Genomic DNA, 21,077 nt, shown 5'->3' on the forward strand with positions numbered 1-21,077 from the left:
CATTCACCGCGTTCCCCCTCGCCCTTGTGGGAGAGGGACGACACTTCTGCGTTCAGCAGAAGTGTCAGGGTGAGGGGTACTGCGCTATCCCATGCCAGAAGCCCTGGGAGGGCACGCGCCCCCTCATCCGCCCTTCGGGCACCTTCTCCCACGAGGGGAGAAGGGCGAAGGAGCCGAGAAAAAGGGGCGGACTCGGCCGCCCCTTCCATTCAGATCAACCGATCGATCAAGCCGGCGGGTTCACGCCTTCGACATACCAGTCCATGCTCAGCAGCTCGCCGTCCGTCATCGTCACGCCGGCGGCGACGCGTTCCGCACCGGTGTGGTCGTTGATCGGGCCGGTGAAAATGTGGAACGAGCCGTCAGCCTGGCCATTCTTGACCGCCTCGGCAGCAGCGACGACGTCGGCGGGAATCGACTCGTTATACGGCCCGATTTGCACTTCGCCTTCCTTGATGCCGGGCCAGCGGTCGCCGCTGGCCCAGGTGCCGTCGATCACCGCCTGGGCGGCCTCGACATAATGCGGGCCCCAATTGTCGATGATCGAGGTGAGCTGTGCCTTGGGGGCGAAGGCGCTCATGTCGGCGCCCTGGCCGAAGCCGCCGACAATGCCGCGCTCTTCGGCAACCTGCAGCGCAGCGGGACCGTCGGTGTGCTGAGCGATCACGTCGATGCCCTGGTCGATCATGGCGCGGGCGGTATCGGCTTCCTTGGCCGGATCGTTCCAGGTCGAGATATAGACCGGGGTCATGGTGAAATCAGGATTGATCTTGCGCGCCGCCAGTGTGAAGGCGTTGATGCCCATCACCACTTCGGGAATGGGGAAAGAGCCAACATAGCCGGCCTTGCCGGTCTTGGAGAGATGGCCAGCCAGAGTGCCGCAGACGGCGCGGCCTTCGTAGAAGCGGGCATTGTAGGTCGCGACGTTGTCCGAGCGCTGGTAGCCGGTGGCATGCTCGAACTTTACGTCCGGGAACTGCTGGGCAACCTTGATGACATAGTCGCCATAGCCGAAGCTGGTGGCGAAGATCAGCTTGTGGCCGGACTGGGCCAGTTCGCGCAGCACGCGTTCGCAGTCCGGGCCTTCCGGCACGTTTTCGACGATCGTCGGCTCGGCGACCAGATCGCCCAGCGTTTCCTTCATGAAGGCAGCACCGGTGGCGTGGCCGAAATTCCAGCCATTGTCGTTGGGCGTACCGATCAGCATGAAACCGACCTTGAGCGGTTCGGCCTGGGCAAAGGCCCTGGAGCCGAGCAGCGGCAGCGCGGCCGCAGCAGCGCCGACCTTGAGGACATTACGACGTGAAAGTGTCATTTGGTTTCTCCTGGATGACTTTTCTTGATGATCGAGAGCCATTGGGCAGCCCTCAATTGCTGGGCAGAAACGGCTTGCCGAGGCAGGCCGGTGCATTGGTGGAAGCATCGCGCCGGATCGAGATCAGCACAAGCACGGCGACGGTTGCGAGGTATGGCAAGGCGGACCAGAGCTCAGCCGGGATGGCAGCCAGCGGCCCACCGCCGGCCTTGGCATAGAGCTCCATGGTCATGACCAGGCCGAACAGATAGGCGCCGGCCAGCAGGCGGAACGGGCGCCACGAAGCAAAGACCACTAGCGCCACAGCGATCCAGCCGCGGCCCGCCGTCATCCGATCGGCCCATTGCGGGGTGAGCAGCAGCGGGAAACACGCGCCAGCGATCCCCGCCATGGCGCCCCCAAACGCGACGGCGGCATAGCGCACTCCGACCACCGAATAGCCGATGGAATGGGCCGACAGATCGTTTTCGCCAACGGCGCGCAGGATCAGCCCGGCGCGGGTGCGCTTGAGGAAATACCAGATGGCCACGACCATGATCATGGCGAAATAGACCAGCGCCGAATAGCCGAACAGCACGCGCCACACCGAGTGGGTGGCAATCTCGACCGGAAACAATGGCCGCAGCAGCGTCACCGGCTTGGCGCTGTAGCCCTGCCCGGCCAGCGCCGAGAGACCGGTGCCGAAAATGGTCAGCGCCAGGCCCGTCGCGGTCTGGTTGGCAGAGAGGCTCAGCGTCAGGAAGCCGAAGATCAGCGAGGTGCCAAGGCCCGCCGCCGCCGCCAGCAGGATGGCGAGGTAGTGGTTGCCGGTGAGGAAGACGATGACAAAAGCCGTGATGGCGCCCACCAGCATCATGCCCTCGACGCCCAGATTGAGCACCCCCGCCCGCTCGACCACAAGCTCGCCCAGCGCGGCGATCAGGATCGGGGTGGAGGCGCCGACCACGGTGACGATGATGGCGATGATCAGTTCGGGGCTCATGCGCGCGCCTCCGCGGCCGGGACCACCCGCCTGACGCGGTAGCGGATGAGAACATCTCCCGCCAGCAGGAAGAACAACATCATGGCCTGGAACACGCCGGTTGCCGAACTGGAAAGCCCGATAGTGGTCTGCGCCACCTCGCCGCCGACAAAGGTGATGGCCATGACAATGCCGGCAAAGATCACCCCGAGCGGGTTGAGCCGACCCAGGAAGGCGACGATGATGGCGGTGAAGCCGTAATTGGTGGGAAAGCCTGGCACCATGCGCTGGAACGGCCCGGCCACTTCGAGCATGCCGGCCATGCCCGCCAGCCCGCCGCTGACCAGCAGCGCCAGCCAGATCGTCTTGTTTTCCGAGAACCCGCCATAGCGCGCGGCATGCGGCGCTGCACCCACCACCCGCATCCGATAGCCGAATACCGAGCGGGTCATGATGAACCAGGCAATCAGCGCCACCACAACCGCGATCGGCACGCCCAGATGCACGATGGTGCCGGGAATGATCGTCGGCAGGCGCGCCGCTTCCGAAAAGACGCGGGTCTGCGGAAAGCCCATGCCCATCGGGTCCTTCCATGGCGCGCGCACCAGATAATAGATCAACTGCACCGACGCATAGGTCAGCATCAGCGAGGTCAGGATTTCATTGACGTTGAGCCGCGTCTTGAGCAAGGCCGGGATGGACGCATAGGCCGCGCCGCCCAGCACGCCAGCGACGAACATTGCCGGCAAAATCCACCAGCCGGTCATGCCATGGGTCGCCAGCGCCACCCAGGTCGCGGCCAGCCCGCCGATGATATATTGCCCCTCGGCGCCGATGTTCCACACATTGGCCCGGTAGGAGATGGAAAGGCCCACGCCGATGATAATCAGCGGCGCCGCCTTGACCCCGAGATCCTGCCATTTGAACGAATTGGTCAGCGGCGTGAGGAAAATCTCCCGCACCGCGCCGACGCCGTCATAGCCGATCAGCGAGAAGATGATCGCGCCCACCACCATGGTCAGCACCACCGCCGCAACCGGGGTAGTATAGACCATGACCTTGGACGGTTCGCGCCGCTTTTCAAGCCGGAACTGCATCATGCACCTCCGCCGCTCCATGCACGCCGCCCATCAGCAGGCCAATTTCTTCAACGCTCATGTCCTCCGTCGGCCGCGCCGGCGACAGGTGCCCCATATTGATCACCGCCAGCGTGTCGCAAAGCGCACGCAGCTCATCGAGGTCCTGGCTGATGACCACGATGGCCGAACCGGCCGCGGCCAGGTCGACCAGCGCCTGATGGATCGCCGCGGCAGCGCCGGCGTCGACGCCCCAGGTCGGCTGGCTCACCACCAGCACACTTGGCTTCTGCAATATCTCGCGGCCCATTATGTATTTCTGCAGGTTGCCGCCGGAAAGCGACCCGGCGGTCGATGCCGGCCCCAGCGCCTTGACGGCGAAATCGGCGATCACCTTGCCGGTATAGGTCTTGGCGGCCCCCGAATTGATCAGCCCCATCATCACCATGCCGAGCCGGTCGCGCGCCGTCAGCACCGAGTTGTCACTGAGCGTAAAATCACCCACGGCGGCATGACCGTTGCGTTCTTCGGGCACCGCGCAGAGGCCCCGCTTGCGGCGGCCCGTCGTGTCCAGCAGGCCGAGCGGGACGCCATCCAGAGTAACGGCATCCTTGTCGCCGCTGCGCACTTCCCCGCTCAACGCATCGAGCAGGGCATTCTGTCCATTGCCCGCGACCCCGGCGATACCGAAGATTTCCCCGGCCCGAACCGTGAAGCTGACATCGTCGACCGGCACGTCGAAATGTCCGGTCTTGACCGTGGAGAGCCGCGAGACGATCAGCTTGGGCTGGCCCAGCCTGCGGCCTTCGCCCCGTACGATATCCTTGAGGCCAGCGCCGATCATCTTTTCGGCCAGAGATCGGCTGGTCTCCTGCCGGGGGTCGCAGGTATCGACCAGCCTGCCGCCGCGCAGGATGGTCGCCGTGTCGCACAGCGCTTTGATTTCATGCAGCTTGTGCGAGATGTAGAGTATGGAGCACCCCTGCGCTGCCAGCTTGCGCAGCACATCGAACAACTGCTCGACTTCCTGCGGCGTGAGCACCGAGGTCGGCTCATCCATGATCAGCAGCTTTGGATCGAGCAGCAGGGCGCGCACAATTTCGATGCGCTGCCGCTCGCCCACCGAAAGCGTCGCCACGGTGCGATGTGGATCGAGCGACAGGCCGTATTTGGCCATGACCTCGCGGATACGGGCCTCCAGCTCCCGCGACGGGATTTTGGCATCCATACCCAGCGCGATGTTCTCCAGCACGGTCAGTGCCTCGAACAGCGAAAAATGCTGGAACACCATGCCGATGCCGAGCTTGCGGGCGGCCTTGGGGTTGGGCACAGCGACAGGCTGCCCATCCCAGCGGATTTCGCCGGCATCAGGCTGCATGATGCCGTAGATCATCTTGACCAGGGTGGATTTGCCGGCGCCATTTTCGCCCAGCAAAGCGTGGATTTCGCCCGGCCTCACTGAAAACGTCACGTCGTCATTGGCAAGAACGCCGGGAAAACGCTTGGTAATGCCGGTCAATTCAAGCCGATACGGCATACTAGCGTCCAATCACCGCCCCCTCGATTTTGGGGGCGCGTGCCCGCGCGATTTCAGCTTCCCGTTGCCCAATGTGGACCATAATTTCCGCCGCCGCCAGTGCCGCTATGACCGCTGGTCGTTTATCCCCAAGGCCATACTGGCCAATTGGTAAAACCAGCCGCTCCAGCGCCCTGGCGTCGCCGCCTTCGGCCTTGAACCAGCTAGCAAACCGAGCCCGCTTTGTGCGGCTGCCGACCATGCCGATATAGGGTGCATCTTTCCGCGCCAGCGCTTCCTGGGCGATCAGGAAATCGAGCGCATGGTCATGGGTAAGGATGACATAGCTGCTGCCCTGCGGGGCCGAGCGCACCACCGCTTCCGGCATGGCAACGGCATGCGCCACAATGTCTGCCGGCAGCAGAGCGAGTTCCTCGCGGCGGGTATCGATGACCTGGAGTTGCACCGGCAGCAGTGAAAGTATCTGCGCCAGCGCCCGGCCGACATGGCCGGCGCCGAACACATAGACATGCGGCAGCGCGGCATCTTCGGCCGAAACCCGAGCAGCAAGCGCCGCCCGGATATCCGCATCGGCATAATTGAGGCCGACTTCGACCCGGCCGCCACAGCACTGGCCGATCTCGGGGCCAAGCGGCACGTCCATGGCCTCTTCGGCCTGGCCATTGGCGATCAGCCGGCGGGCATGCTCGATGACCATATATTCGAGCGCGCCGCCGCCGATGGTGCCGAAGAGGTCGGCGGGGCCGACGAGCATGAACGTGCCCTGTTCGCGCGGGGACGAGCCGCGAACAGACGTCAGCTCGCAAACGATGGCGGCAGGATTGGCCGCGAGGAAGGTGGCGAGTTCGGCGGATCGGGTGGTCATGGCCGCACCCTTGCATCGTGGCTAAACGTCACCCCCTCCCGGCCTCCCCCATCAAGGGGGAGGTGAAGTCCTGCGTACGTGGCAATATCCTGCAAAACGAGTGGAGCGGCACCTCCCCCATCATGGGGGAGGTTGGGAGGGGGTGATGCCGAGATGACCACCGTCCTCACCCCCTCGCCCCCTTCATGCGCTCTACACCCATCAGCACCCGCTCAGGCGTGACCGGAGTATCCAGCCTCGGCGCAACCCGGTAATCCGCCACGCTAGCCACCGCCATCGACAGCGCCTCGACCACACTTATCGCCAGCATCAGCGGCGGCTCGCCCACGGCCTTGGAGCGACCGATGGTCGGCTCGGCATTCACCGACCATTCGGCCAGTTTCACGTTGAAAATCGGCGGCACGTCGCTGGCCAGCGGGATCTTGTAGGTCGACGGCGCCATGGTGCGCAGTTGGCCCTTGTCGTCCCAGACCAGTTCCTCGGTGGTTAGCCACCCCATGCCCTGGATGAAACCGCCCTCGATCTGGCCGATATCGATGGCCGGATTGAGCGACTTGCCGACGTCATGCAGGATATCGACGCGATCGACGACATATTCGCCCGTCAGAGTATCGATGGTGACTTCGCTCACCGAGGCGCCATAGGCGAAGTAGTAGAACGGATGGCCACGCCCGGTGGCACGATCCCAGTGGATCTTGGGGGTTTCGTAGAAGCCGGCGGCGGAAAGTTGCACCCGATTCAAGTAGGCGGAGGCGACCAGCTCGGCGAATGGCACGAACTTGCGGCCGACCTGCATACCGCCCTGCACCCAATGGCAGTCGCCTTCATCCGCGTCGTAGAGCTTGGCCGCATGGGCCAGGAGCCGCGCCTTGATCTGTTCGGCCGCGTCCCAGGCCGCCATGCCGTTGAGATCGGAGCCGGAGGAGGCGGCGGTGGCCGAGGTATTGGGCACCTTGCCCGTGGTCGTCGCCATGATCTTGACGCTGTCGAGCCCAACCCCGAAGGCATCGGCCAGCACCTGCGCGACTTTGATGTGGAGCCCCTGCCCCATCTCGGTGCCGCCATGGCTGAGATGGATCGAGCCGTCCTTGTAGACGTGCACCAGCGCGCCGGCCTGATTGTACCAGGTGGCGGTGAAGGAGATGCCGAACTTGACCGGCGTCAGCGCAATGCCCTTCTTGAGGATCGGACTGCCCGCATTGTATTTGAGGATCGCCGCCCGCCGCGCCTGGTAGTCCGACGATATCTCCACCTCATCGACGATGCGATGGATGATGTTGTCCTCCACCGTCTGGTGATAGGGCGTCACATTGTTGGTATCGGTGCCGTAAAAGTTGGCCTTGCGGATATCGAGCGGGTCCTTGCCCAGGCCATAGGCGATGTCCTCAATCCAGCGCTCGCAGGCCATCATGCCCTGCGGGCCGCCGAAACCGCGGAAGGCGGTGTTGGAGACGGTATTGGTATAGAGCGGCTCGCTGCGCACCCGCACCGCCGGATACCAATAGGCATTGTCGGCATGGAACAGCGCGCGATCGGTCACCGGGCCGGAGAGGTCCGACGAGAAGCCGGCGCGGGCGCCGTAGACGGCATCCACCGCGTGAATCTTGCCGGTTTCGTCATAGCCCACGTCATAGTCGACCACGAAATCGTGCCGCTTGCCGGTGGCGGTCATGTCGTCGTCGCGGTCGGGCCGGATCTTGCAGGCGCGGTTCCATTTCTTGGCCGCCAATGCCGCCACTGCGGCGAACAGGTTGCCCTGCGTTTCCTTGCCGCCGAAGCCGCCACCCATGCGCCGCACGTTGACCGTCACCGCATGCTGGCGAATGCCCAGCACGGCCGCAACCATGAGCTGCACTTCGCTCGGATGCTGGGTCGAGGCAAAGACCGTGACGTCCTCGTCCTCACCCGGCACGGCGATGGAAACCTGGCCTTCGAGGTAGAAATGGTCCTGCCCGCCAATCTCGATACTGCCCTTGACCCGGCGCGGCGATGCCGCCAGTCCGGCCTCGATATCACCGCGCTCGAGCTTGAGCGGTTCGGTCACCAGCTTGTGGCCCGCCGCCTGCGCGGCGCGGACATTGGTGGCGTGCGGTAGGTCGCGATACTCGACCTTGACGAGATGCGCTGCGCGCCGCGCCAAGTCGCGCGTCTCCGCGATCACCGCGAACAGCGGCTGGCCCCAGAAATGCACCTTGCCGATGGCGAAGATCGGCTCGTCATGCTTGTGGCTGGGGCTGACATCATTCTCGCCGGGAATGTCCTCGGCCGTCAGCACCCCGATGACGCCCGGCGCGGCTCTGACGGCTTCATAATCAATGCCGACGATCTCGGCATGCGCGCGCGTCGAGAGCGCCAGATAGGCGTGCATCGTGCCCGCCGGCTCGATCATGTCGTCGACATATTCGGCCGTGCCAGTGACGTGTTTCGGTCCGCTGTCATGGCGGGTGGCGGTGTGGAGGCTGGCAATGCTGATGGGCGCTTCGTGCTTGTTCATGCCACCTCCCGCTTGAGCCGCTGGCCCTGACCGGTGGTTTCGAGGAAGAAGCGCCTAAGTAGGTTCTGCGCCGCCAGCAGGCGATAGTCGGCGCTGGCACGCATGTCCGAGATCGGCTGATAATCCTCAGCAAACGCCGCAATTGCTGCCTCCACCGTCTCCATGGTCCAGGCCTTGCCAACCAGTGCGGCCTCGACCGCTCTGGCCCGCTTGGGTGTTGCTGCCATGCCGCCAAAGGCGATGCGGGCCATGCCCACCATGCCGGCATCACTGACAAACACCCGGAACGCCCCGCACAGTGCCGAGATATCCTCCTCGCGGCGCTTGGAAATCTTGTAGCAGGCGAACTTTTCGCCCGCCGGCAGAAGCGGGATGGTGACGCTCTCGACGAATTCGCCGGGCTGCCGATCCTGCTTGCCATAGGCGAGGAAGTAATCTTCGAGCTTGATCTCGCGCCGGTGTTCACCCCGGCGCAGATGGAGCTTCGCCCCCAGCGCGATGAAGGGTGGCGGGGTATCGCCGATGGGCGAGCCATTGGCGATATTGCCGCCAATGGTGCCCATGTTGCGGATCTGCTCGCCGGCAATGCGGCTCCAGAGTTCGGCCATATCGGGGAAGGTCGCCGCGATCACCGGCAGGGCTTCGGAGTACGAAACGCCCGCATAGAATCGCACTTCGCTGGCGTTCTCGGCGATGCGCCGCAATTCCTGCAGGTGCCCAATGAAGATCACCGGCCCGATGGTGCGCATGAACTTGGTGACCCACAGGCCCACATCGGTGGCACCGGCAACGACGGTCGCCGTCGGATTGGCTTCATAGACGGCGGCGAAATCGTCGAGGCTCGCCGGCACAATGATGCGATCGGCACCCTCTCCCAATTCCACCCGCGTCCCGTCGGTGATGGCCTTGATCTTGCCCTTGAGCGCGATGCGCTCGGCCCAGAGCGGGTCGCCCTGCGGCGAGCCATAGCTGGAAATCGCCTTGCCGGCACGGATGATCGGCGCATAGCCGGTGCAGCGGCAGAGATTGCCTTGCAGCGCCTTTTCGATGGCTCCTTGGCTCGGATCGGGGTCCCGCATCCACAGCCCATAAAGGCTCATCACGAAGCCCGGCGTGCAGAAGCCGCACTGGCTGCCGTGCTCGTCCACCATCGCCTGCTGCACGGGGTGCAGATGCCCGTTCTCGCCGCGCAGATGCTCCACCGTCACCACATGGGTGCCGTGTAGGCTTCCCACGAAACGGATGCAGGCGGTGACCGAGTCATAGATGATTTCGTCGCCCATCAGGCGCCCGACCAGCACCGTGCAGGCCCCGCAATCGCCCTCGGCGCAGCCTTCCTTGGAGCCGCGCAGGCGGCGCTCCAGCCGCAGCCAGTCCAGCAGCGTGGTATCAGGCTTCACGTCGGAAAGGCTGATTTCCTCATCGTTGAGGATAAAGCGTATGGCGCCCGAAACCTCAGTCATGCCTCAGCTCCCCCGATAGGTGGAATAGGCGAACGGACTAACCAGCAGGGGCACATGATAGTGCTTGTCCTCGGAGATTGTGAAGCGGATCGGCACGACGTCGAGAAACGGCGTTTCAAGTTCGACGCCGAGCCGCTCGAAATACTGGCCCACATGGAAGTGGATCTCGAACTCGCCATGCTGGAACTGCTGCTCGTCGAGCAGAGGCTGATCCACACGCCCGTCGGCATTGGTATAGCTGTCTGCAATATGGTGATTGTGGTCGCCATGGACAAACAGCAATTCGATCCGCATGCCGCGCGCCGGTTTGCCGTGCATGGTGTCCAGTACATGCGTCGTGAGGCGTCCACTACCCGCCATGAATTGCTCCGTCCGTCGTCCCCGAAGCAAGACTACCGCATCACCGCCGATGCGCAATGCTCATTTTTTACCATCTGGTCCATTTTTGTGCATCTTGTTCCCGTGACCAGGACTCATACTATTCTGCAAACACCAGACGAGAGCAGACCGATGCGCTATCCCCGTGACATGCATGGCTACGGCCCCAACCCGCCAAACGCCAATTGGCCCGGCGGCGCCCATGTGGCGGTGCAGTTCGTGCTCAACTACGAAGAGGGCGGGGAGAACAATATCCTCCATGGCGATGCAGGCTCGGAAGCCTTCCTCGCCGACGTGGTCGGCGCCGCGCCCTGGCCCGGCCTGCGCCACTGGAACATCGAGTCCATGTACGAATATGGCGCCCGCGCCGGCTTTTGGCGGCTGCACAAGCTGTTCACCGAAGCGCAATTGCCCGTCACCATCTACGGCGTCGCCACCGCGCTGATGCGAGCCCCGGCCCAGCTCGCCGCCATGCAGGACGCCGGCTGGGAAATCGCCAGCCACGGCTACAAATGGGTCGAGCACAAGGACATGCCGGCCGATGTGGAGCGCCAGCAGATCGCCGAGGCTGTCCGCATCCACACCATCGCCACGGGGGAGCGGCCGCGCGGCTGGTATACCGGGCGGTGCTCGCTCAACACCGTCGATCTCGTCTCCGAGGAAGGCGGCTTCGCCTATGTCTCGGACACTTATGATGATGACCTGCCCTATTGGCGCGTGCACCAGGGCAAGCCGCAGCTCATCATTCCCTATACGCTCAGCGCCAATGACATGCGCTTCGTCACCGCGTCGGGCTTCGACAATGGCGAGGAATACTTCCAGTTTTTGAAGGACAGTTTCGACTGCCTCTATGCCGAGGGCCAGGCTGGCTCGCCCAAGATGATGTCGATCGGGTTGCATTGCCGCCTTGTCGGCCAGCCGGGCCGCTATCAGGGGCTCAAGAAATTCGTCGACTATATCAAAAGCTTCGACAAGGTCTGGGTGCCCACCCGTCTTGCCATCGCCGAGCATTGGGCCAGGGAGCATCCCTATGTCGCGCCGGAGGTCATTCCTTCCCAGCTCGACAAGGCCGAGTTCGTCACCCGCTACGGCTCCATCTTCGAGCATTCCCCCTGGATCGCTGAGCGCGCCTGGGAGGGCGAGCTGGCCCCGGCCAACGACACCGCCATTGGCCTCCATTTCGCGCTGCGCACGCAGTTCCGCCTGGCAACGCCGGAAGAACGCCTCGCCGTCTTGCGGGCCCATCCCGATCTCGCCGGCAAGCTAGCCGCCGCCAAGCGCCTGACCGAAGCCTCGACGGCCGAGCAGGCCTCGGCCGGCCTCGACGCATTGACTGACGCCGAGCGCGAGCGTTTCACTTCACTCAACACCGCCTATGTTGAAAAATTCGGTTTCCCCTTCATCATCGCGGTGCGCGACAATACCAAGGCGTCCATCCTGGCGGCCTTCGAGAGGCGGATCGACAATAGCGCGGAGCTGGAATTTGTAGCCGCCTGCGCGCAGGTGGAGCGGATTGCGCTGCTGCGGCTGCAGGCGTTGCTGGGATAACTTCCGGAAGAGAGGTGCTACCCGTTCAACTCATCCGGGTCGAAGCCAATATCGGGCTCTTCCCGTGACAGGCCCAGCATCAACGCAAAGAGGCCCAACCAGGGCAGATAGTGCTGCAGCCAGGAATGGGGCGCGACCCCGGGATGGACAGAACGCTGGTACATAGCCGGCATTATCGCGCCAAAGGTTGAAGATCTAGTAACCCTAACCGTTGCGCGCCCTGACTTGCGGCGCGGCCGCCGAGGCGCTATGCGCGATGCAGGGGAGGCTTGCTCATGTACACACTATACGTTGCCAACAAGAACTATTCATCCTGGTCGTTGCGCCCCTGGGTCTTGATGCGCGCCCTGGGCATTGCCTTCGACGAACAGGTGCGCCCGTTCAACGATGGGCCCGGCCTCACCTTCGCCGGGGTCTCGCCCAGCGGTCGCTTCCCATGCCTGATCGATGGCGACACCGTCGTCTGGGACTCGCTCGCCATCACCGAATACCTCGCCGAGAGCTATAAGCAGGTTTGGCCGGAGGACCGGGCTGCCCGTGCCTTTGCCCGCTCCGCCACCGCGGAAATGCATTCGGGGTTCCCTCACCTGCGCAATATCTGCGGCATGAATGTCGGCCTGCGCATCGAACTGGCTTCGATCCCTCCCGGCCTGGCGCAGGACATTGCCCGCATCGACGCGCTGTGGTGCGCCGGCCTCAGCCGGTTTGGCGGACCATTCCTTGCCGGAGACCGGTTCACGGCCGTCGATGCCTTCTTCACCGCTGTCGCCTTCCGCGTGCAGACCTACAATCTGCAGCTGAGCGAACCGGCCGCCGCTTATGCCCGGCGCCTGCTCGACCTGCCCGCTATGCAGGATTGGTACGCGGCAGCGCTCAGGGAGACCTGGCGGCGCAGCGCCTATGAGCGCGAAGCCCTTGCCGCCGGCCGCATCGTCGCCGATTATCGCCAGACCGCCTGAGTTCGCGCCGCGCGAACCCGCACTGCCCAGGAACACAATGGCCGACTCAACCTATGCTTCGCCGCCCGGCGGCCTGCCGGCGCAAGCCGCGCTTCATACCGGCCGCGCCGTCTTCACCGAGGCCTATGCGCTCATCCCCCATGGGGTAATGCGCGACATCGTCACCAGCTACCTGCCCCATTGGGACCAGACGCGGGCCTGGATCATCGCCCGGCCGATGTCGGGCTTTTCCGAGACCTTCTCGCAATACATCATGGAAGTCATGCCCGGCGGCGGCTCGACCCAGCCCGAGCCCAATCCTGAGGTTGAAGGCGTTCTCTTCGTGGTCGAGGGCCAGGCCAGCCTCACCGTCGATGGCAAGAGCCACCTGCTCAAGCCCGGTGGCTATGCCTTCCTCCCGCCCGGCTGCGTCTGGACGCTGTTCAACAAGGGCCAGGTGCCCACGCGCTTTCACTGGGTGCGCAAGCGCTATGAGGCGGTCCCGGGCATCGAGGCGCCCACCGCCTTTGTCGCCAATGAGCAGGACGAGCCGATCATCTGGATGCCGGGCACCGACAGCCGCTGGGGCACCACGCGGTTCGTCGATCCGACCGACCTTCGCCACGACATGCATGTCAACATCGTCACCCTTGAGCCCGGCGCCGTCATTCCCTTCGAGGAAACCCATGTCATGGAGCACGGCCTCTATGTCCTGGAGGGCAAAGCCGTCTATCGGCTCAACCGCGATTGGGTGGAAGTGGAAGCCGGTGACTTCATGTGGTTGCGCGCCTTCTGCCCGCAGGCCTGCTACGCCGGCCCCGGCCGTTTCCGCTACCTGCTCTACAAGGACGTCAACCGGCACGCGAAGCTGCCGTTCTAGAGTTTCCCTGGGAGGGAACTACCCATGAAGCGTCACCTGTTCGCCGCCCTCGTCGCCTTTGCGCTCTCGAGCCAGGCCTCGGCCGAGGATCAAACGGGCCTGCAATATCAGAACCTCCTCACCCCGCTGCTTCAGGGCGGTGTTGATGTGTTGGGTAACCCGCTTCGCTATCCTGAAGGCGAGGTCAACATTACCTCGGCCATCGTCACCATTCCGCCCGGGGGCACGACGGGCCTGCATCGCCATGAAGTGCCCCTCTTCGCCCATATCCTGGAGGGCGAGCTCACCGTCGACTATGGCGAGGGCCGCATCAAGATTTACCGCGCCGGCGACAGTGTGTTCGAGGCCATGGACGTGCCGCACAGCGGCACCAATACTGGCAGCATCCCCATGAAGTTGCTCGCGGTCTATATGGGCGGCGGTGGCAAGGCCAATACCGTGCCGCTCAACTAGGGGGCCCCGATGGCGCGGCTCATCACTATCGAACCCTTGACCGCCGCGGCCTTCGCCCCGTTCGGGCAGGTGATCGAGATCGAGGGTGCCCAGCACTATCCGATCAACAATGGCATGACCGAGCGCTATCATGATCTGGCGCGGGTCGAACTGGGCGGGGTCCATCCCCGGCCGCTGATCTCGATCTTTCGCGGCCAACCCTATGACCTGCCGCTGACACTCCGGCTCGTCGAGCGCCACCCGCTCGGCAGCCAGGCCTTTTACCCGCTCTCGGCCAATCCCTGGCTGGTCATCGTCGCGGAAGATAATGGCGGCGTCCCCGTTCGTTTGCGTGCGTTCGCCCCCGGCCCTGGCCAGGGCGTCAACATCGCCATGAACGCCTGGCACGGCGTACTGTGTCCGTTGGAGGCCGAGGCGGACTTCCTGATCGTCGACCGCGACGGCGAGGGTATTAATCTCGAAGAGCATCACTTTGACCTACCCTGGACGGTGACGCGCTAGCAGGCCCTGCGGATGTACATTTCCGACGCCCGTAAACCCTACCATCTATCCTGTCTCGCAACCGAAACGCCCCTGCGCTAGTTTGATAGGCAAGGGATGGAGGTCATCATGGTGCCCACGCGGCTCGTTCGCTTTGTCGTCGCTCTGGTCGCGCTAATCGGCTTCATTATGCCGGCGGCTGCCGACGACATCACCTTCACCGGCGAAGTCACCTACCGCGAACGCATCGCATTGCCGCCCGGCGCGGAACTCCAGATCACGCTGGTCCGCCTGCCCGGCGCCACGCCCGTCGTCGGCGCCACTGCCAACGTCGTCGGGCGCGCCAATGTCCCACTGCAGTTCGCGCTCGACGTGCGCAGCAGCGTTGTCAAACCCGGCGGCGGCGGCTATGGCCTGCTTGCCGAAATCCGCAGCGAGGGCCGCACGCTGTTCAGGAGCCAGCAACCCGTTCCGGTCGATGCTAGCGCGCCTGCCCACACCCTGATCCTGGTCACGTTCTCGCCCGATCCGCCCCATGATGCGCCCGAGGCTATCCTGCCGCCGGTCGACACGCCCAACCCGCTGCTCGATACCATCTGGACCGTCACCAGCATCGGCGGGGAGCCGCCCCTGCCCGGGAGCAAGGTGACCTTCTCGATCGCTGCCGACTACCGTGCCGGTGGCAATAGTGGCTGCAACAACTACTTCACCGAGGCCGGCTTCGCCGGCCCGCCTCTGACCTTCGGCCCCATCGCTGGCACCCGCATGGCCTGCGCTCCCGCTATCATGGCCCAGGAAACCCGCTTCTTCGCTGCGCTCGGCGCCACTGTCGGCTACGAACTGGCAGGCGATACCCTCAAGCTGTTCGATGCGGCCGGCGTACCTCTGGTGGGCCTGGTCCGGCAAAACTGAGCGGCCTTTCCAACCGGGCGCGGTGTGACTAGGCTCGGGCTATCGCAATCGGGGCCACCATGGATACCGCTCTTCTCGTCTCTCGCCTGCTCGACGTCATCGAACGCGACATCGCCCCGGTGACGCGGGCCGGCGTGGCGCGCGGCAACAAGCTGTTCGGCGCCGCCATCCTGCGCAAATCCGATCTTTCAGTGGTGGTCGCCGAGACCAACAACGAGATCGAGAACCCGCTCTGGCACGGCGAAATGCATGCCATCAAGCGCTTCTTCGAGCTGCCGACCGACCGGCGCCCCGACGTCAAGGACTGCCTGTTCCTGGCAACACACGAACCCTGTTCGCTCTGCCTTTCGGGCATCACCTGGTCGGGTTTTGACAATTTCTATTACCTGTTCAGCCACGAAGACAGCCGCGACGCCTTCGCCATCCCCTATGACATCCAGATTCTGAAGGCAGTCTATGCCGTGCCCGATCCGGGCAAGGACTCGGTGCCGCCCGATCGTCCACTCTACAACCGCACCAATCGCTATTGGGCCAGCCACAATATCGTGCAGATGATCGCCAGCCTCGACCGCGACAACCGCGAGGCCCTGCTCGGTCGCTTCGATGACCTCAATGGGCTCTATGGCGACCTCTCGGCCACCTACCAGAAGGGCAAGGGCGCCAAGGGCATTCCCCTGGCCTGACCTATTGCTGGATTGCCGCCACTGGCACCAGTTCGCTGCGCGGCACCTCGGCGAACGAGGCGGCGAAGGTCAGGAAGCTCAGCGCGATGGCAAAAAGCGCGGTGAGGAGGAACTGGGACATCTTGTTCAATCCGGGCATAAGGTGACGCATGGCTCTTCTGTTAGTCCCAGGGGTTTGAACGCCGCAGCAATGGCGCATTAATCTTCTGTTCAGAATAGCGGTTCCCGCATGTCAGCCATGTGAAGCGAACCATTTCCGCTACAGCGCGTTCTGTTTCCGACCCATTGTTGGAAGGCCCAGAAGATGTCGCAGATCGATGCCGTTTCCCGCGCAGTACCGCAGCTCGCCATTTTTACCGACTTCGACGGCACGCTGGTTGAACTCGCAGAAACTCCCGATGCCATTGAAGTCGCCGACACGCTGCTCGAGGAGCTGCGGCACGCCATGCGCGAGCTGGACAGCGCCTTTGCCGTGCTGACCGGCCGCGAGATCGCCGACATCGACAAATATCTGGCCCCGCTGCACCTGCCCATAGCCGGTGCCCACGGCACCCAGCGTCGCCGCGCCGACGGCTTCGTCGAAACCGTCGATCCCGCCTCCATTCGTGGAGCCGAAGACATCGCGCGGGCCCTGCAGCCGCTGCTCCTTGCCAATCCAAGCCTCCTGCTGGAGAAAAAGGAAGGGGCGGTCGCCCTGCACTACCGCCAGGCGCCAGAACTCGAAGCTGCCGTGCGGACCGCCATGGAAGAAGCCGTCCGGAGCGTTTCCGATTTCGTCCTGGTCGCCGGCAAGATGGTGCTTGAGGCCCGACCGCGCGGCGTCAGCAAGGGCGAAGCCCTGCGCGCCTTCATGCGCGAAGAGCCCTTCCTGGGCCGCACGCCTATCTTCATTGGCGACGACGTCACCGACGAGGATGGCTTCGTCGCTGCCCAGGATCTTGGCGGCGTCGGCATCAAGCTCGGCGAAGGCGATACGGCCGCGCGCATGCGCATTCCCAATGTCGCCTCCGTGCATGCGTTGATCCGTGGATTGGGAGACATCGCGGCGCGGGAGCGCGACGCTAATCTGACACACTAAGCTGGACTGACCGGGGGCATTGCATGAGCCGTATCATCGTTGTTTCAAACCGAACGCCGGGCAAGGGTCCGGCCGCGGGCGGCCTGGCGGTCGCCTTGCGCAAGGCACTGGCGGAACGCGAAGGCTTCTGGTTTGGCTGGTCGGGCAAGCTGGTCGATAGCCCGGGTGCCGAGGCCCGCCTTGAGGATATCGACGGCTTGACCGTCGCCCAGATCGACCTGACCCGCGAAGACCATCACGCCTATTATGCCGGCTTTTCCAATTCGATCCTGTGGCCGAGCTTCCATCTCCGGCTCGATCTCGCGACCATCGAGGCGCACTGGTACGAGGGCTATCGAAGGGTCAATGTGCAGTTTGCCCGCGCTTTGCTGCCGCTGCTCAAGCCCGACGACATCATCTGGGTACATGACTATCACCTGATCCCGCTCGCCAGCGAACTGCGCAATCTGGGCGTACGCAACCGGATCGGCTTTTATCTCCACATCCCCTTCCCCACCACCGATGCGCTCTATGCCATTCCGCACCATCAGGAATTGATGCGCGACCTGTCGCGCTACGATCTCGTGGGCATGCAGGCCAATCGCGACGTAACCGCTTTCACCGAGTTTGCCGAGCACCAGACCCCCTCGACGCTCTCGGGTTCGCCACTGGAATCGGTCGATTTCGGCCGCACCGAAGTGGCCGCCTTCCCCATCGGCTCGGATCCAGACGCCTTCGCACGACTCGCCGTCAGCCCCGCCGCCAACAAGATGATCAAGCGCATGGAGCGCGTCATGGGCGAGCAGGAACTGGTGCTTGGTGTCGATCGGCTCGACTATTCCAAGGGCTTGCCGCAACGCGTCGAGGCGTATGAAAAGCTTCTCGCCAACAACAGCCGCTTCCGTCGGCTGGTGCACATGCTCCAGGTGGCGCCGCCCTCACGCGACAGTATCAAGGAATATCAGGAGACCAGCGACACACTGGACGCCATGTGCGGCCGGGTCATGGGGCGCTTTGCCGAACCCGATTGGCAGCCACTAACCTACGTGAAGCGCGCCTATGGCCAGCCAAGCCTGGCCGGACTCTACCGGCTGGCGCGCGTCGGGCTGGTGACGCCACTGCGCGATGGCATGAATCTGGTGGCGCATGAATATATCGGCTCCCAGAACCCCGAGGATCCTGGCGTCCTGGTGCTCTCCCGCTTCGCTGGCGCCGCCGAGATCTTCGAGGATGCCATTCTGGTCAATCCCTTCGACACTGACGAAACCGCCGAGGCCCTGCGCATGGCGCTCGACATGCCACTCGACGAACGCAAGCAACGCTGGCAGTCGCTGATGGCCGCCGCGCGCAAGCACAATATCGACAATTGGAGCCAGAGCTTCCTCGAACGACTGGCACCGGTCAGCGCCCGCGACGGCACGTCGACACGCGATATCCTCTATCTGGCGTCGGTGGCGTAGCGGCCTCACAGCCGCGCGCCTTCTCTAGACCCTCTTCACCTCACCCACGGACTACCCGACGCCGCCAGTAGGGTCACCAGCACCTTGTTCATCGGCGTCGGAATGCCGTGTTTGCTGCCGAGCCGCACAATGACTCCGTTGCGCGCATCGATTTCCATCCGGTTGCCTGCCAGCCGGTCGGCATGGATGGAACCGCCCGTTGATCCTTCGGCCATATTGCGGAAATTGGCGATTGTCGTCTCGACGGCGCTTTGCGGAATACTGGCCCCTTCGGCCCGACCCACCGCAGCACATTCTTCGACTAACGCTCGGACGATAGTCTCCAGATCCTCGCTCCAAACCGGGCCGGTCGCTCTCAGCGTGAGCGCTGGCACGATGGCGGCGCAATTGCCGCAGAGCTTGATCCAGGCCTGCGACAGGAAATCCGCGTCGGCCGACGCTTCAATCTCTGTATGGGCAAACAGCGCCACCAGCTCGTCGCCATTCCGTCCGGCAGGCACGGCGATGATTCCGTGTCGGCTTTGCACGATCCGCCCCGGCGCGCTACGCGCCGCCGGCAGGTTGATCATCACGGGCACCAGGCGCTCGGGTGGCACGAGATGGGAAAACAGCCTGACATGTTCGACCCCGTTCTGGATGATGGCGACCCGCGTCTGCGCATCGACCAGATGGTCCAGCCAGGCCTTGGTTGACTCGACATCATAGGTCTTGGTCGCGACCAGCACCCAGTCGACCGGCCGCGCAGTGGCCGGGTCGGTCAGCACTTGGGGGCGCGCCGTGATCACCCCACCCGGCGTCTCGACCCTCAGGTCATCCAGCGGCGTGCGGGCGCAGATGGTGATCGCCAAAGCAGGATCCTGCGCCAGCCAGGCGGCAACTGTCCCGCCGATCGCACCGGGTCCAATGACTGCGATTGTCGTCATGACGAAGCTCCAAACAAGAAAGGGCGGCCCTCGGGCCGCCCTTCTCATCTAGTCGATATTGGCTTTTAGGCGCGACCGCGCTGGCGATCCGCATTGGAGCGGCCATTGGTGCGGGCCGCTTCCTTCTGCGTCTTGCCCCAGCGCTGCTTGGTCTTGTCGCCAGCAGGCTTGGCGGCCATCGGCTTGCCGGTTTCCATGTCGCGGCGCACGCCACGAGCAGGCTGGCCACCCTCCGCTGGACGGGTGCGCGGAGCGCCTTCCGGACGGGTACGGGCCGCTTCCGCCGGACGGGCACGCGGGGTGTCCGTAGGCTGGTGATGCGGCTGGCTCCTGCCGCCGACATCCTTGGCGAATTCGGCAAACGGACGGCGCTCGGCGGGCGAACGGCGGTCAGCCTGCGGCGCGCGCGGGTTCTTCGACGAACGCGGACCCGGACGGCCACCGGACGGCTTCTTGTAAGCCGAACGCGGCGCTTCGACCACGCCGGTATCGTTGGCCAGATGCAGATCACCCGTATAGGGCAGCGTACGGCGGATCAGGCGTTCCACGTCGCGCAGCTTGCCGCGCTCAGTGCCGTCGCACAGGGTAATGGCAATGCCCGAGGCGCCGTTGCGGCCGGTACGACCGATGCGGTGCACATAGTTTTCCGGATCGTCGGGCAGCTCGTAATTCACCACATGGGTGATGCCGGGCACGTCAATGCCGCGGGCGGCAATGTCGGTGGCCACGAGAATCCGGACGTCACCAGTGGTGAAACCCTTGAGGGCCGCCTGGCGGGCATTCTGGCTCTTGTTGCCATGGATGGCCGCAGCCTTGTGGCCGTCAATCTCGAGATTCTTGGCGACGCGGTCGGCACCATGCTTGGTGCGCGAGAAGATGATCACGCGTTCCATGTTTTCGGTCTCGCTGGCCAGCAGCTCATTGAGCACGCCGCGCTTGGCCTTGGCGCCGGAGAGGATCACGCGCTGGTCGATCTTGACCACGGTGGAGCCGGCGACCGAAGCATCGACGCGCACCGGATCCTGCAGCAGGCTCTTGGCCAGGTCCGCAACTTCCGGGGCCATGGTGGCCGAGAACATCATGGTGTGGCGCTTGATGCCGATGGCCTTGACCACGGCACGCACCGGGGCAATGAAGCCCATGTCGAGCATCCGGTCGGCTTCGTCGAGGACGAGCCAGCGGGTTTCGGCCAGCTTGATCTTGCCGTCGTCCATCAGGTCCTTGAGGCGGCCCGGGGTAGCGACGACGATGTCGACGCCGCGCTCGAGGCGCTTGACCTGATGGTAGCGCGACACGCCGCCCAGCAGCAGCACGGTATCAAGCTTCATCTTGCTGCCAGCAAACTTGCGGATGGCTTCGTCGATCTGGACGGCCAGTTCGCGCGTCGGGGCAAGAATGAGAGCGCGGGTGGTCAGCGGCCGCGGACGGCCGGTCAGGGTCAGGATGCCGGCCAGGATGGGCAGGCCGAAGGCCGCCGTCTTGCCCGAACCGGTCTGGGCAATGCCCATCATGTCCCGGCCTTCGAGAAGCTTTGGAATGGCCTGGGCCTGGATCTTGGTGGGCTCGGTAAAGCCGCCGGCAGTCAGGCTGTCGGTGAGTACGGTCGGCAGACCGAGGGAAATGAAGTCGTTCAAAAGACACGTCTTTCTGCGCC

General features: G+C 64.1%; 20 protein-coding genes. 9 read left to right on the plus strand and 11 right to left on the minus strand.

The window, feature by feature from the left end; genetic code table 11:
• Positions 1–226 precede the first annotated feature (226 nt).
• The 8 genes from V6M52_RS08265 to uraH all read right to left on the minus strand — a co-directional run bounded on the left by V6M52_RS08265 (position 227) and on the right by uraH (position 10,071).
• Positions 227–1,315, minus strand: coding sequence for a BMP family ABC transporter substrate-binding protein (locus V6M52_RS08265; protein WP_332700670.1), 1,089 nt, complete (start codon positions 1,313–1,315; stop codon positions 227–229).
• Between the two features lie 52 nt (positions 1,316–1,367).
• Entirely contained in the window at positions 1,368–2,297 is a 930-nt protein-coding gene (locus V6M52_RS08270; RefSeq protein ID WP_332700671.1) for an ABC transporter permease, read from the minus strand.
• Complete coding sequence (locus V6M52_RS08275) at positions 2,294–3,376, minus strand: ABC transporter permease (RefSeq protein ID WP_332700672.1); 1,083 nt, start codon at positions 3,374–3,376, stop codon at positions 2,294–2,296. The genes V6M52_RS08270 and V6M52_RS08275 overlap by 4 nt, the downstream gene beginning before the upstream one ends.
• Entirely contained in the window at positions 3,357–4,889 is a 1,533-nt protein-coding gene (locus V6M52_RS08280; protein WP_332700673.1) for an ABC transporter ATP-binding protein, read from the minus strand. The genes V6M52_RS08275 and V6M52_RS08280 overlap by 20 nt, the downstream gene beginning before the upstream one ends.
• A 1-nt stretch (position 4,890) precedes the next feature.
• A complete protein-coding gene (gene xdhC / locus V6M52_RS08285) occupies positions 4,891–5,754 on the minus strand; it encodes a xanthine dehydrogenase accessory protein XdhC (protein ID WP_332700674.1) in 864 nt (287 codons plus the stop codon).
• Between the two features lie 166 nt (positions 5,755–5,920).
• Positions 5,921–8,248, minus strand: a complete 2,328-nt coding sequence (gene xdhB / locus V6M52_RS08290; protein WP_332700675.1) for a xanthine dehydrogenase molybdopterin binding subunit — start codon at positions 8,246–8,248, stop codon at positions 5,921–5,923.
• The gene (gene xdhA / locus V6M52_RS08295) at positions 8,245–9,711 is read right to left on the minus strand and encodes a xanthine dehydrogenase small subunit (RefSeq protein ID WP_332700676.1); all 1,467 of its coding nucleotides are present in this window, start codon (positions 9,709–9,711) and stop codon (positions 8,245–8,247) included. Before xdhA ends, xdhB begins: the two co-directional genes overlap by 4 nt.
• A 3-nt stretch (positions 9,712–9,714) precedes the next feature.
• Positions 9,715–10,071, minus strand: a complete 357-nt coding sequence (gene uraH, locus V6M52_RS08300; RefSeq protein ID WP_332687507.1) for a hydroxyisourate hydrolase — start codon at positions 10,069–10,071, stop codon at positions 9,715–9,717.
• Between the two features lie 150 nt (positions 10,072–10,221).
• On the opposite strand from uraH, the gene puuE reads away from it, so the two are divergent.
• Positions 10,222–11,637, plus strand: coding sequence for an allantoinase PuuE (gene puuE, locus V6M52_RS08305; RefSeq protein ID WP_332700677.1), 1,416 nt, complete (start codon positions 10,222–10,224; stop codon positions 11,635–11,637).
• 17 nt (positions 11,638–11,654) lie between these two features.
• Here puuE and V6M52_RS08310 read toward each other — a convergent pair whose 3' ends face one another.
• Positions 11,655–11,801 carry a hypothetical protein gene (locus V6M52_RS08310; RefSeq protein ID WP_332687505.1) on the minus strand — a complete coding sequence of 49 codons (147 nt, stop codon included), beginning with the start codon at positions 11,799–11,801 and terminating at the stop codon, positions 11,655–11,657.
• 111 nt (positions 11,802–11,912) lie between these two features.
• On the opposite strand from V6M52_RS08310, the gene V6M52_RS08315 reads away from it, so the two are divergent.
• The 8 genes from V6M52_RS08315 to V6M52_RS08350 all read left to right on the plus strand — a co-directional run bounded on the left by V6M52_RS08315 (position 11,913) and on the right by V6M52_RS08350 (position 18,500).
• Positions 11,913–12,596, plus strand: a complete 684-nt coding sequence (locus V6M52_RS08315; RefSeq protein WP_332687504.1) for a glutathione S-transferase family protein — start codon at positions 11,913–11,915, stop codon at positions 12,594–12,596.
• Positions 12,597–12,633: 37 nt separating this feature from the next.
• Complete coding sequence (locus V6M52_RS08320; RefSeq protein WP_332700678.1) at positions 12,634–13,455, plus strand: bifunctional allantoicase/(S)-ureidoglycine aminohydrolase; 822 nt, start codon at positions 12,634–12,636, stop codon at positions 13,453–13,455.
• A 24-nt stretch (positions 13,456–13,479) separates the two neighbouring features.
• Positions 13,480–13,908, plus strand: coding sequence for a cupin domain-containing protein (locus V6M52_RS08325; protein ID WP_332687502.1), 429 nt, complete (start codon positions 13,480–13,482; stop codon positions 13,906–13,908).
• Positions 13,909–13,917: 9 nt separating this feature from the next.
• Entirely contained in the window at positions 13,918–14,409 is a 492-nt protein-coding gene (locus V6M52_RS08330) for an ureidoglycolate lyase (protein WP_332687501.1), read from the plus strand.
• Between the two features lie 108 nt (positions 14,410–14,517).
• Entirely contained in the window at positions 14,518–15,300 is a 783-nt protein-coding gene (locus V6M52_RS08335) for an META domain-containing protein (RefSeq protein WP_332700679.1), read from the plus strand.
• 59 nt (positions 15,301–15,359) lie between these two features.
• Entirely contained in the window at positions 15,360–15,983 is a 624-nt protein-coding gene (locus V6M52_RS08340) for a nucleoside deaminase (protein WP_332700680.1), read from the plus strand.
• Positions 15,984–16,287: 304 nt separating this feature from the next.
• Positions 16,288–17,061 (plus strand): trehalose-phosphatase, encoded by a 774-nt coding sequence (gene otsB, locus V6M52_RS08345; RefSeq protein ID WP_332700681.1) that lies wholly within the window; start codon positions 16,288–16,290, stop codon positions 17,059–17,061.
• A gap of 23 nt (positions 17,062–17,084) precedes the next feature.
• Positions 17,085–18,500 (plus strand): alpha,alpha-trehalose-phosphate synthase (UDP-forming), encoded by a 1,416-nt coding sequence (locus V6M52_RS08350; protein WP_332700682.1) that lies wholly within the window; start codon positions 17,085–17,087, stop codon positions 18,498–18,500.
• Between the two features lie 35 nt (positions 18,501–18,535).
• Here the strand turns inward: V6M52_RS08350 and V6M52_RS08355 are convergent, their stop codons facing one another.
• Positions 18,536–19,423: a 2-dehydropantoate 2-reductase gene (locus V6M52_RS08355; protein ID WP_332693749.1), complete on the minus strand. Its 888-nt coding sequence runs from the start codon at positions 19,421–19,423 to the stop codon at positions 18,536–18,538.
• A 65-nt stretch (positions 19,424–19,488) separates the two neighbouring features.
• Positions 19,489–21,057, minus strand: a complete 1,569-nt coding sequence (locus V6M52_RS08360; protein WP_442881831.1) for a DEAD/DEAH box helicase — start codon at positions 21,055–21,057, stop codon at positions 19,489–19,491.
• Positions 21,058–21,077 lie beyond the last annotated feature (20 nt).

It is taken from the genome of Devosia sp. (assembly GCF_036676215.1).
Classification (GTDB): domain Bacteria; phylum Pseudomonadota; class Alphaproteobacteria; order Rhizobiales; family Devosiaceae; genus Devosia.